Genomic DNA, 12160 nt, shown 5'->3' on the forward strand with positions numbered 1-12160 from the left:
GCGCACGCTTACGGTCGGATGGAGCTTCACGCTCCGCGTCGCCGCCTACAACCTCGTCCGGCTGCCGAAGCTGTTGGAGGCGCCTGCCTGACTGGCGCCGCAACGAGCCTCAACGCGGCAGTTCGCGGCGGTTGGCCACCGAAAACCACGCCCATCGGTCCGCCAAGCACCTCGCAGAAACTGCGCCGGCCGGGAAAACCAAGCCCTTGGCCGCGAATTTCCGCAGCCTGCTAGATCAGGCTGGCGGCGACGACCGCCCCCGCGATGGCCAATACCAGGATGGCGGCGGCGGCGCCTTCGCGGAAAACGTCCTCGATCCGGTCCAGATCCTCGCCGATGACGGTTTGCGGCTTCGGGCGCGATCGGCGCAGCGACCGTGACCCGGCACGCTCGGCGGCCCTTGCCGCAGCGCTCAGGGCCGCCATCCAGCGTTGCACCGGGCCAAGCGCATCGCCTGCTGACAGGCCGGGCGCCTTCAGCCCGACCGCGACCGCGCCCGCAATCAACAGCGCCGCAAGCCCCAGCGGCCAGGCCTCGAAGATCAGCGACCGCAGGTCTGCGGTCAGCGGGATCGTGCCGGTGATCCTGGCGTACAGAAGCCAGGGCAGCCACAGCGCCGCCCCGGACAGGGCGAGGAACGGCAGGGCCATCAGCAGCGGCGGGCGGCAGCGCGATTTCGCCCTTGGCAGCACCGCCAGACAGCGCGCCATCGCCAGCGCCGTGGTTAGCGCCGAGAGGCCGATCAGCGTGGCCCCGAAGGCTCCGGCCTGGTCCTTGAGCGCTGACTTGACCAGCGCCCCGGCCAGTAGCTGCATCCCGGCCAGCGACAAGCCCAGCACCGCCATCCCCCCCAGAAGCCCCCAGCGCCAGGCCCGCCCGCAGACCGGCGCCAGCCCGACGCCCAGGAACAGCGCCCCCTTGGCCAGCCCGTGATGCAGCGCGAACAACGCCACCGCCGGCAGCACGGCCGCCGGCGCGCTGCCTTCGGCCAGGGCAAAGCCCAGAACCCCCATGACCAGGCCCATCTGGCTGACCGTAGAATAGGCCAGCACCGCCTTGGCGCCGGCCTGCGCCAGCCCCATCAGCGCCGCGAGGAAGAGGCCGGAAAAGCCCAGGATCATCAGGACATTGCCCGCGACCGCCGTCGGCATACCCAGCGGCAGGAAGGCCACAAGCCCGAAAATCCCGGCTTTGACGATGGAGCCCGACAGCACGGCCGAGGCCGGCACCGGCGCGGCCGGATGCGCCACCGGCAGCCAGACATGCAGGGGCATCAGCCCGGCCTTGATCCCGAAGCCCGCGATCAGCAATGGCACCGCCGCGGGATGCGCCGAAGGCAGGGCAAGGCCCGCGCGAACCGCCTCGATGCCTATGGCGCCGCCCGCCCCGAACGAGGCCAGCATCAGCCCGACCAGGATCGCCACCTCGCCGCAGACAGCGAGCACCAGATAGACCGTCCCCGCCCGCATGGAGGCGGGCTGGCGGTCATGGATCACCAGCGGATACGCCAGAAGCGAGACCAGCGCGAAGAACACGTAGAAGGTGACGATGTCGCCGGCGATAAAGACGCCGAGATTGCCGGCCAGGACCAGGTTCCAGAACAGCGCGAAGGCGGCGGGCCGCCCGTCGTGCCGCATGTAGAAGGCGGCATACACCCCGGCCCAGAACCACAGCGTCGCCGCACCGCCGAGAAACAGCGCGCCGGTTGCGCCCAGCTCCAGGCCGCTGTCCAGCAGCACCCCCGGCAGCGCGACGGGAACGTCGCGCGATGCGACGAGGGCCGCCGCCAAGGCCGGCAGTGGGCCAAGCGGCAGCAGCAGCACCATGCGCGGCCCCCAGCCCGGCAGCAGGGCCAGCCCCGCCAGGAGCATCGGCCAGAGTACGGCCAGCGGCAAAAGCACCGTCGGATCGGCGGTCATCGCAGATAGCCCTGTCCGACCAGCGTGGCCCAGCCGAGCGGGCTGAAGGACAGCGAGGCGAAGATGCCAGCCCCCAGCGACACCACCGCCGTCACCACAGCGGGCAGGATCAGCATCCGGTCGCGGGTGGTGGCCAGCTCGGCGATGGCGGGCCGGCCGGGGGGCGGCGGCAGCAGCCATGCGCGGTACAGCAGCGGCAGGAAATAGGCGGCGTTCAGCAGCGACGAGCCCGCCAGCACCGCGACCGCCCAGGCCGCATCCGACTGCAACGCCCCGACCCCGAGATACCATTTCGAGATGAAGCCGGCCACCGGCGGCATCCCGATCATTCCCAGCGCCCCGACCGAGAACGCCGCCATCGTCGCCGGCATCAGCCGGCCCGCGCCGTCCAGCTCGGCGATCGCCGTGATCCCCATCCTGTTGGCAAGCGCGCCAGCACACATAAACAGCGTGATCTTCATGATGCCCTGATGCACCAGATGCACCAGCCCGCCGATCACCGCGAAGGGCCCAACCAGGCTGGCACCCAGGACGATGTAGCTGACCTGGCTGACGGTGGAATAGGCCAGCCGCTTCTTGAGGTCGCTCTGCATCAGCGCCCGCGCGGAACCGTAGAGGATCGTCGCCGACGCAAGGGCGGCCAGTGGCACACCCAGGCCCAGTTCGGCCACGGTGCCGATGCCGTAGACATCGTAGATCACGCGCACGATGCCGAAGGCCCCGGCCTTGACCACCGCGACGGCGTGCAGGAGCGCGCTGACGGGGGCGGGGGCGGCCATCGCCTCGGGCAGCCAGCCATGGAAGGGGATGATCGCCGCTTTGACCCCCAGCCCGCCGATACACAGGATGAAGATCAGCGTCAGGGTCAGGGGCGGGATGGCGCCCAGATTGGCGGGGGCGGAAAACTCGATCGCGCCGACCAGCGATTGCAGCCACAGGATCCCGGCCAGGAAGGTGACGCTGCCGGCAAGCGTGTAGGTCAGATAGGTCTGCCCCGCGCGCAGCGACTTGTCGTCACCCCGGTGTGTCACCAGCGGCCAGGTCGCCAGCGTCAGCAGTTCGTAGAACAGGAAGAAGGTGATCGCGGTGCCCGACATCGCCACACCGGTGGCCGCCAGCACGCACAGGTTGAAGAAGCCGAAGAAGCGCGGCAGGTTCGGACCCCGGTCGAAATAGGCGATGGCGTAGATCGTGGTCAGCAGCCACAGAAACACCGAAAGCGTCACGAACAGCAGAGCCAGCGGGTCCAGCCGCAGCACGAAATCGTAGCCCGGCAGGAACTCATAGCGCCATTCGAACACCACGCCCGCCTGCGCCTGCAACAGCAGGTATGCCACCACCAGGAGCTTCACGAAGGCCACGCCGATGTTCGCCCCATTGCGCCACGCCGAGAGACGCTCGGGCAGGGCAAAGCTGACCAGAGCGGCGACGACCGGCAGCAGGACCAGCAGAAGCGGCGCGAAGGTCATCATGGCGCGGCCACGCCCGGGGCGGCCCAGGGCGCGGCAATCGCCGACAGAGTGTCCAGCGCGCTGCCGGCGAAACCTATGACGATGGCCAGCCCCGCCAGCACCAGCGGCGCCGCCGTGCACACCCCGCGAATCGCAGGCTCACGCGGCGCCGGCCCGGCGCCAAAGCAGGCCGAGAGCGCCCGGAAGAAATAGACCGCCGCAAGCAGACCGCCCAGAATCATTACTCCGGCATAAAGGAAGGCGCCCTGCGCGATCGCCGCGTTCAGAAGCAGGAACTTGCCGGTGAACCCGCCCGAGGGCGGCAACCCCATCAGCGACACCGCTGCCAAGCCGAAGGAGGTCACCGTCATCGGCATCGCCTGCGCCAGCCCGCCCAGATCGCCGATCCTGTGGCCGGCGGCGGCCTTCAGCATCAGGCCCGCGGCAAGAAACATCGACGCCTTGGCCAGCATGTGCGCCACCGCATGCATCATCATCCCGGCCCAGGCACCGGACGGGTCCGGCGCGCCTGCGACCAGCGGAAAGGCCAGGAACAGGTAGCCGACCTGCGCCACCGTCGAATAGGCCACCAGCGCCTTCAGCCGTTGCTGCCGCATCGCCTGGACCGAGCCGTATATCACCGCCAGCGCCCCCGCCCCGCCCAGCACATGCAGCGCGGGCTGGCCGGTGACGGCCGGAAAGGCCTCAAACCAGAGCCGCAGCAGGATGACAAATCCCAGCTTGACCGCGATCGCCGACAGCAGCGCGCTGGCCGGGGCGGGGGCGGCGGCGTGGGCGGGCGGCAGCCAGCCATGCATCGGAAAAAGCGCGGCCTTGATCAGAAGTCCCGCCGTCATCAGCCCCAGCGCCAGCATCGTCGCCAGATCGGGCTGTGCGACCTGCGAAAGCAGGGTGACGTCCACGGTGTTGTAACGCGCCACCAGAAGCGCCACTCCCAGGAGGTAGGCCAGCGAGCCGACCAGCGCGATCATGAAATAGCGCAGCGCCGCCTCCAGCGAGCCCATCGCCGCCAGCGCCACGGCGGCCAGGCTGACCATCTCCAGCGTGACATAGAGGTTGAACAGATCGGTGGTCAGAAAGCCCGCATTCGCCCCCGCCCAGAGCAGATAGATCAGCGGCCAGAAGGTCTCGGCCTGGGCTGCGTTGCCGGCCTTTTCGGGCGGATCGACCAGCGCGTGCAGGCCGACCGCGCCGATCACCAGCGCCGTGGCCGCCACCATAAGCCGCGCTACCCCATCGGGGCGCAAAAGGATGCCCAAGGGCAAGTCCCAGTGACCGATCAGATAGGCCGCATCGGGCGACACCAGCACCAGCCAGAACGCCAGCCCCGCCATCGCGGGCACCGCCAGCAGGATCAGCCAGCGCGCGGCCCGCCCCGCCAGCAGGGTGGCCAGCATGAATCCGAGCGGCACCGCCACCAGAAGGTCAAGCGGGCTCATGGCCCGGGCTTTCCGCCGTCGGGGCGGGTGGCGGCTTTCGTCGCCGCGCGCGCCTCGGCCAGCCGCACGATCATTGCCGCGCCGAAGGCGGTCAGCGCAACGGCCACGACGATCCCGGTGATCACCAGCGCCTGCGGGAATGGATCGGTCGCGTCGGGCCCTCGGCCCAGCCCGCCCAGGATCAGGAAGATGCCTGCCCCGACCACATTGATCGCAAGAAGCTGGCGCAACGGATGGCGCAGGGTGATGAAGGCAAAAAGACCCAGTCCGGTCAGGACCGCGCCCGTCAGGGCGTAAACATGCCCCGTCACCATGAACTCGGCCTCAGCAATCGCTTTTCCTTTCGGTGCCACCAGCCGGGTCCGCCAACCCGATGACATTGGGCCCTGTCACCAGCAGCGCCAGCGTGGCCCCGATCGAAAGGAACAGCGAGTATTCGATCGAAAGCATCGCCGCCTTGGCCAATCCCTCAGGATAGACCAGAAAGCCTCCGAACCCCGTTCCGGCCAGACCGATCAGCAGAAACACCAGCGGTCCCAGGACCAGCGCCACCCGCAGCCCAGGAAGGTCGCTGCGCGGCAGGCCGATCGCGCCGCCTATCGCCGACACTATCAGCCCGCCCGCAAGAACGGTGCCGGCCTGAAAGGCTCCGCCCGGCACGTCCGATCCGGCCCAGACCAGATATGTCGCCATCACCAGCGCCACCGGCAGCAGAAACCGCGCGAAACTGCCGGCCACCCGGCGCATCGGCCCATCGGCCATGCCGAGATCAGCCGGACGGCCCGGCCAGACCCCGGCGGGCGCCAACGACCAGACCGCGACCAGCGCGCCCAGCAGCACGAAGCTTTCCAGGAGCGTGTCATAGGCGCGAAAGGCCAGCAGGACACCGGTCACCCGGTTCTCGATGCCAAGCGCCGGCATCAGCGGTGTGATCGCGCGGTCAAGCCCGCTTTCCGGCGGGATCGACAGCACCGCCGCGGCCAGCAGCAGCACGAAGCCCCCGCAGGCCGCAAGGGCGCCCACCCGCAGCCACGCGGACGTATCGGCGCAGGTCGCGTCATCGCCCAGCGCCAGAAGCCGCGCCCGGGCCAGGATCAGAAGGACCCCGGTGACCCCGGCGCCGAGGGCGATCTCGGCCAGCGCCACGTTGACCGCATCGAGCCCCAGCCAGGCCAGACCCAGGAGGTTGCCGAAGGCGATGAAGAAGGCGATGGCCGCCAGCGCGTCGCGCACGAAAAGCGCGATGCCCGCCGTACCGAGGATCAACAGGCACAGGATGATGTCGAAGGCAGCGGTCAAGGCCGGTCGCCGTCCGGATGGCTGCGGGTCCCGTCCAAGCGGGCCTGCCGGGCCAGCAGTTGAGAGGTGATGCCGGCCGCGATCACCGCGAACAGCCAGACCAGCGCGATCTTGGCGGCCACTGCCAGCGAACCCCAGTGGAGCGCCGCCGCCAGCGCCACCAGCCCGAGCCCGAGGTTGTCGGCCTTGGTCAGCGCATGCAAACGCGAGGCGGTGTCAGGAAAGCGCAGGAGACCCAGCGAGCCTGCCCCATAGAAGGCCAGCCCCGTGCCCAGCAGCGCCAGAACCGCCAGATCGATCCAGCTCATCCCCTGCCCTCCGGCCGGTCGCCGGGCTTGGCGGCGCTGCGCGCGAAGGCGGTCACCGCGACGGCGGCCAGCAGCGTGCCGATCAGCGCCGCGTCCAGCATCGCCGCATCGCGCCGCGCCGCGCCGAGGACCACCGCCACGCCGATCACTCCGGTGCCGGCCAGTTGGGCGGCCATGATCCGCTCCACCGGACCGGGGCCGCGCCAGCAGCGCCCCAGCGCGACCGCGACGCTCAGAAGCAGGAAGACGGCCGCAAGCGTAAACCAGTCAGCCATTCGCGACATCCTGGCTGTCAATGCGCCGGTCGAACAGGCCAAGAATCCGGCGTTCATCGGCCTGCATCCTGTCGGCAGAGTATCCCGTGACGTTCAGAAGGTGGACGTCCATCGCCGCGTCGCCGGATCCCGCCGCGAGGCTTCCGGGCAGGATGCTGACCACCCCGCCCAGCAGCACACCGGCCGCTTCATTCCGGTTGGTGAGTTCAGCGCGCACCCAGCCAGGCGCGATCGGCAGGCGGGGGTCGAGGGCACGCCGCGCGACATCAAGCCCGCCCATGAAGGCCTGCGCCAGGAAACGCGGCATGAACCCTGCCACCCGCCAGAGGACGACGCCAGGCTGGTCCACGGGATACAATCGCAGACTGAGCAGCGTCGCGGCGGGAACCGCAACCCCCCCGTAGATCAGCGCATCCGCCGCCCCACCCGTCAAGGTGACCCAGAGCAGCGCGAAAATCACCGACCGGTTCAGCACTGAGGCAAGGCGCATCAACTTCGAATACCTTATGTTTGCCCGGTTGGATGACAATTGCTTTGCGAGGTTGCGGCGACCGGAGAACTAATAATCGCCCGTGGGCAGCGCTTACCTCCCCGCGGACGGGCCACCCGACCGAGAGCGGCACAACATACCGCGCCAGGCGGATGCCGCAATAGCGTCCCGGGCCGCCGATGGCGGCCGGCGACCACCAGGACCTTGCGCGCCATCGCGACGCAGCGGGTCGGCCGCCGGTCGCGACAATCAGAGGTCGAACGGGCCACTCGGCATCGGCTTGCGCTTGCGGCGGCCCGGATCGTTGCCGTCGTCGCAGCGACCATCGTCACGGCAGGGGCGGCTGTCGCGTTCCCGCGGCGGCGGAGGGCCATCGCCGCGCGCCGCCGGGCGGGCAGACGCCGCGTATGGTCCTGCCGACATGCCCATCGCATTCATGCCCGATGCCCCGCAAGGATCCGACGCGATCCAGAGCGAGGTTCGGGTTGCTGATGCGATGGGGGCCAGGATCGGCAGGTTCGACCGGCCCACACCCGGGCATGACGGCCAGACTGCACGGGGAACCCATCTCGGGCAGGCGCCGGGCCGACCAGGGACGGGAAGCGGAAGTCGAGCTGCCCTCGCGGCGGCATCCCCGCGAGGCCGGACCGTTTCGCGACGGACCCGCCTCCGGCCTCGGGCGGCTGGCGGGTCATCCGGGCAGCGCCGCCGGAACCGGCAGCAGGAACGCCGCCCAGGCCGCCGCCAGGCCAAGAATGAGCCCAGGCACCACCCGGCCGGCAAAGCCGCCGCGCCCGAGCGTCACGGCCAGGACGACCCGGGCACCGGTGTTGGTGCTGATCGCCGCAAGGATCGGCAGCACCGCCTCCTGCGGCGCGATCTGGCCCGCCCCGACCATCAGCGCGACCGAGATTGCCGCCGATTGCGTGTTGACGATGCCGGCCAGCGCGGCGGCCGCGATCATGGCATTCAGCCCGAACTCCTGCTGCACGGCGGTGGACGCCAGCATGATCCCGGCCAGGGCCGCCGAAAAGGCCAGCGCCCCGGTCAGGCTGATCACGCGCGGCTGCACGACCGGGGTGGCGCCCTGGTCTGGCGGAGGGTTCTCAGCGCAGACCGGCGGCGCTCGCAAGGCCGCAATCGTCCATGGCGCGGCATAAAGGACTGCCGCCAGACCCCCGGCCAGCAGTGGCAGCGCCATCGCGTTCAGCGTGGCCACGCTGGCCGCCGCCAGCACCACCGACATCGTGACGACCGTCGAGAGCGAGGACAGACAGGCCCCCGCGGCCGCCCCCCGCATCTGCGCAGGTGCCGAGCGCGTCCGCCGGGCCATGTCACGGATGGTCGCCGTGCTGGAGACGAAACCCGAGGCGAAACCGGTCAGCGCCAGTCCGTGTTGCGCCCCGTAGAGCCGCACCGCCACATGGCCGGCTGCGGCGATGACCATGACCATGATCACCACCGACCACATCAGATAGGGGTTCAGCACGCCGTACGGGCCGAAGGTCCGGTTTGGGAGGATCGGCAGCACCACGAGGGTCGCGGCCGCAAGCATGAGCCCATCGCGCAATTCCTGCTCGGTCATGACTGACCGCACGAAGCCGTGTAGAAAAGCCCGCGACGCCAGGAGCACCGCCACCACGACGCCGGCCCCGGCGGCCACCACGGGATGTGTCACCGAAAGCCCGCCCAGCAGCACGGTCATCACCAAGGCGACCTCGGTGGTCAGGCCGATGTTTTCTGACTTGTCGCGCCAGTAGGCCAGCCCAGCCAGCAGCAGGATGCTGATGATGGCGGTGGCCAGCAGGATGACACCGCCGGCCTGCTGCGCAATGGCGCCCAAAAGCGCCGTGATGGCAAATGTTCGGATCCCGGCCAAAGACTTGACGTCGGACGACATGCGCCGCTCGCGCTCGGCCCCGATCAGGAGGCCGATCCCAAGCGCTTCGGCGAGGTTGAACAGGATCAGCGCCTCCTGGTTCATCGGCGGGCCTGGCAGACGTTACCCTCGGGTGCGCGGACGAAGGCGGGCGAGCGCCCGATCCCGGGGGGGGCAGAAATCCTGATGGAAGTCGTCGGCCATGGACCGGCTGGGGTGGTCGTGGCGAAGCGTGAGGCCGCGAGCGACACCTCGGCGAAGCCGCCGAAGTGGCAGCGCACGCCATGGCGGATCGGTTCGAGAGTCTCGAAGCGGGTGGCGCGCGACGCGGCTTGGACGCCACCGCGCTCGGCTGAGCGGTGACCGACGGCGACGAACACCGCGACCTGCCCTCCGCCGGTGATCGTGGTGGTCAGGCCGTTGCCCCAGAGGATGTCCACCATCTCCGGCATGGTGGCGCCGCCGTGGCTCCGCAGCCCGCGTGGCACGCCGCTCCGCGCCAGGGCGAACAGATCGTGCTCGTGCATCACGCGCGGCACCCCCGGCCGCACCGTCTCGTTCGCCACCATGATCTATCCCTCCGGCGAATATCGTCCGCCTACGCAACGAAAGGCGGTCCCGCGCGATCAGTCGATCGACCGCCTCGGCGCGCCGTCCTCGGCTCCGAGTAGCCGTGCAACATCGCACATAGGCTTTGTGCGCATGGCCATGATCCGCCTCATGCTCGGCCCCTCGCCGAATGGCTCTCACGCTGCGTCACACTTGTCCAGGAGGCGCTCTCAGCCCAGGCGCTTCGCCGCCTCCATCGCTGCCTCGACGTCGGCCCGAATCGCCGCCTCATTCAGCAGGACAATGGCGCGTGGCCCGACCCGGAGGCGGCCGAGACGGACGAGGTCCGCCAATTCACGCGACACCGCCTCGCGTCGCGCCCCGATCCGCGACGCGAGTTCGGGCCGGGTCGGCGGCGGTGAGATTGCAAGGCCGCCTCCTGCCTCCGGCGGGCGAGGCCGCGCAAGACGAAGCAACTCGGCGCAGAGTCGCTGCCGCGTCGGCAGCACGGCGTATTCGAGTAGGCGTCGATTCTGGCTCCGCACCCGCTCCGCCAGCACCGCGATCAGCCGCCGCCCGAGCGGTGGCGAAGCCAGGATCAGCTCCACGAAGGCGTCGCCCGGCATCACCGCAATCACCGCGCGATGGAGGGCGTGAATGCCAGCCGAAGGGGAAACGGCGGGGCCCGCGAAGGCCGCCAGCTCGCCCACGAAGGCGCCCGGGCCCACCTCGGCCACGATCTTCTCCCGCCCCCCGCTCGATCGCATGAGGACCCGCAGCGGCCCGCCACGCAGGACCACGCGCACCTCGGTGGAGGGGCAGTCGAAGTCGAGCACCAGCTCGCCGGCAGCGACTTCCACGACCCGCGACGCAGCCTCCGCACGGGCGAGCGTCGCGGCGTCCGCCTCCCTGAAGAAGGCAAGTCGTCCGAGGCCCGGCGCGAGGCGTTCCTTGTCCACCGCGGTTCCTTAACTGGCTGCGGCGGGTAGTATTCCGTGCGATGGCCTTTCGCGCCACCGAGAAGCGGTGGTCTCGATGGCGGCGAGGACGGGAGGCGCTCCCTCAGATGCTGCGCTCCAGGGCGGCGATGCGGTCGCGCACGGCCAGGCGCTCGCGCTTAAGGACGCCGAGTGCGGCAGAGTCCGGCCGCGGTCTCGCCGCCGCCTCCGCGATCCGGCGCTCCAGAACTGAATGGTGAAGCCAGAGCCGCGACATGAGCCAGGTCAGGCTTGCCAAGACTTGAGGCGGCTTATCGCTGGATTGCGGCGCGCTTCGCTCGAACGACAGCCGTGTGGGAAACAGTCGGTACCCTTCCCGCAGGGCCTGGTGGTGGCACGTGATGGCGGTCGGCCTCGAGGCGGTCGGGGGACGAGCGTCGGCGGTCATGGTCGGCGTCTCCGTCTTTGGTGCCCTGAGGATCGGGCACGCAAGGTGAAGGTCCGACATCGCACCGCCCCGTCATCAGAGCGCGGCACCAGAGGCTACCCGGACCTAACGCTCATGACATTCGGACCGAAGGTACGTGGTTCAATGGAGCGTAGGCCGAGACCGTGCGGAACAGCACGCGGCACGCGTGTCTGCCGTTGCGGGGCGCGGGCGATATGGCGATATCCACGACAAGACGGATCCCGGGCTCCTCTGGTGCGCCAAGCTGCATCATGTCGGACCGTCTAACCCTCGCGCGGAGCCCGGTCGCGCGGAGCCCGGTCCCCTCATGGATATCCTCGACGCCTTCGCCGGCTGGCTCGGCAAGACCGCCAAGACCCACAACCTGGAGACCATGAAATGATCCGCGACTTCTTCCTTTGGCTCCTGACCAGCCTCGTAATCGATCCGATCCAGGCCGAATGGGGCGCACGCCTGCAGGCCGCCGGCGCATCTCAGCCCGTCGTGGCGGAGATGACGCGCTGCACCACCGAGGCCGGGCCGGCACTCGCTGCTCGTGCGGCCGATGACCCTTGGTGGGGGATCACCACTGCCGCCGGCGTGATGATCGGCTTCCGCGATGGCGTTGCAGTCGTCGCGGAGTCGACACCGGGCTGCACAGCAGCCGTGGCAGCGGCACGGCCGTTCCTCGAGGGCCTCCGATCCTAAGGCGGGTGACCGGGGGATTCGCAGAGGTGGCCATCACCAGAGGTGGATTCCGCCGCATGATGTGAGAATGCGTCGGCACCGCGAGCGCTTCCGCGGCGCCGACCTAGACAGAAACTCCCTCGGCTTGTGGTTCGAGGGAGCACTTGAAGCCGAGCTTTGTGATTTGGGCGGCGAGGTGGCGTGCCTGCTGTTCTGGCGAGCGTTGGTGGAAGTGATTTGGTCCGAGATCGTGCCAGAAGGTTCCGTTTTGGAGCATGTGCCAGACGGCGGTGAGGATGGAGGCGGCGACGGCGCAGATGGCTTTTTTCGGTCCGCGGCGCTGTCGCAGATGGTGGAACTGGGCGCGGAGATAGCTGTCCTTCTTGCGGGTGGCGGCCCAGGCGCACTGGACGAGGGTGGTCTTGAGCCAGGGCGCGCCCTTGCGCAGGCGGTTGGA

12 protein-coding genes and 2 pseudogenes are annotated in these 12160 nt (G+C 69.5%); 1 reads left to right on the plus strand and 13 read right to left on the minus strand.

Annotated features, from left to right (window positions below; translation table 11 throughout):
- Nucleotides 1-230 precede the first annotated feature (230 nt).
- From H596_RS22110 to H596_RS0116555, 12 genes and pseudogenes are all read right to left on the minus strand, one after another.
- Entirely contained in the window at nt 231-1919 is a 1689-nt protein-coding gene (locus tag H596_RS22110) for a complex I subunit 5 family protein (protein WP_051213288.1), read from the minus strand.
- Nucleotides 1916-3391 (minus strand): complex I subunit 5 family protein, encoded by a 1476-nt coding sequence (locus H596_RS0116505; RefSeq protein WP_211225308.1) that lies wholly within the window; start codon nt 3389-3391, stop codon nt 1916-1918. The genes H596_RS22110 and H596_RS0116505 overlap by 4 nt, the downstream gene beginning before the upstream one ends.
- Entirely contained in the window at nt 3388-4830 is a 1443-nt protein-coding gene (locus tag H596_RS22115; protein WP_051213290.1) for a complex I subunit 5 family protein, read from the minus strand. Before H596_RS22115 ends, H596_RS0116505 begins: the two co-directional genes overlap by 4 nt.
- Entirely contained in the window at nt 4827-5183 is a 357-nt protein-coding gene (locus H596_RS0116515; protein WP_211225309.1) for an NADH-quinone oxidoreductase subunit K, read from the minus strand. Before H596_RS0116515 ends, H596_RS22115 begins: the two co-directional genes overlap by 4 nt.
- Entirely contained in the window at nt 5155-6129 is a 975-nt protein-coding gene (locus H596_RS0116520) for a hydrogenase subunit MbhD domain-containing protein (RefSeq protein WP_027285820.1), read from the minus strand. Before H596_RS0116520 ends, H596_RS0116515 begins: the two co-directional genes overlap by 29 nt.
- Entirely contained in the window at nt 6126-6437 is a 312-nt protein-coding gene (locus H596_RS0116525) for a cation:proton antiporter (RefSeq protein WP_027285821.1), read from the minus strand. The genes H596_RS0116520 and H596_RS0116525 overlap by 4 nt, the downstream gene beginning before the upstream one ends.
- Nucleotides 6434-6712, minus strand: coding sequence for an MrpF/PhaF family protein (locus H596_RS0116530; RefSeq protein ID WP_027285822.1), 279 nt, complete (start codon nt 6710-6712; stop codon nt 6434-6436). Before H596_RS0116530 ends, H596_RS0116525 begins: the two co-directional genes overlap by 4 nt.
- Entirely contained in the window at nt 6705-7202 is a 498-nt protein-coding gene (locus H596_RS22120; RefSeq protein WP_037301836.1) for a Na+/H+ antiporter subunit E, read from the minus strand. The genes H596_RS0116530 and H596_RS22120 overlap by 8 nt, the downstream gene beginning before the upstream one ends.
- A 691-nt stretch (nt 7203-7893) precedes the next feature.
- A complete protein-coding gene (locus tag H596_RS0116540; RefSeq protein WP_037301838.1) occupies nt 7894-9186 on the minus strand; it encodes an MgtC/SapB family protein in 1293 nt (430 codons plus the stop codon).
- A 2-nt stretch (nt 9187-9188) separates the two neighbouring features.
- Nucleotides 9189-9620 (minus strand): annotated as a pseudogene (locus H596_RS22125) (IS3-like element ISMtsp5 family transposase); the annotation flags it as partial.
- A gap of 240 nt (nt 9621-9860) precedes the next feature.
- Entirely contained in the window at nt 9861-10589 is a 729-nt protein-coding gene (locus tag H596_RS0116550; RefSeq protein WP_027285824.1) for a Crp/Fnr family transcriptional regulator, read from the minus strand.
- A gap of 103 nt (nt 10590-10692) precedes the next feature.
- Complete coding sequence (locus H596_RS0116555) at nt 10693-11016, minus strand: YdcH family protein (RefSeq protein ID WP_169579884.1); 324 nt, start codon at nt 11014-11016, stop codon at nt 10693-10695.
- A 399-nt stretch (nt 11017-11415) separates the two neighbouring features.
- Between H596_RS0116555 and H596_RS0116560 the strand changes: the two genes are divergently transcribed.
- Nucleotides 11416-11724, plus strand: coding sequence for a hypothetical protein (locus tag H596_RS0116560; RefSeq protein WP_027285826.1), 309 nt, complete (start codon nt 11416-11418; stop codon nt 11722-11724).
- A 207-nt stretch (nt 11725-11931) separates the two neighbouring features.
- Here the strand turns inward: H596_RS0116560 and H596_RS24215 are convergent.
- A pseudogene (locus H596_RS24215) lies at nt 11932-12160 on the minus strand (IS110 family transposase); the annotation flags it as partial.

It is taken from the genome of Rubritepida flocculans DSM 14296 (assembly GCF_000425365.1).
Taxonomy (GTDB): domain Bacteria; phylum Pseudomonadota; class Alphaproteobacteria; order Acetobacterales; family Acetobacteraceae; genus Roseococcus; species Roseococcus flocculans.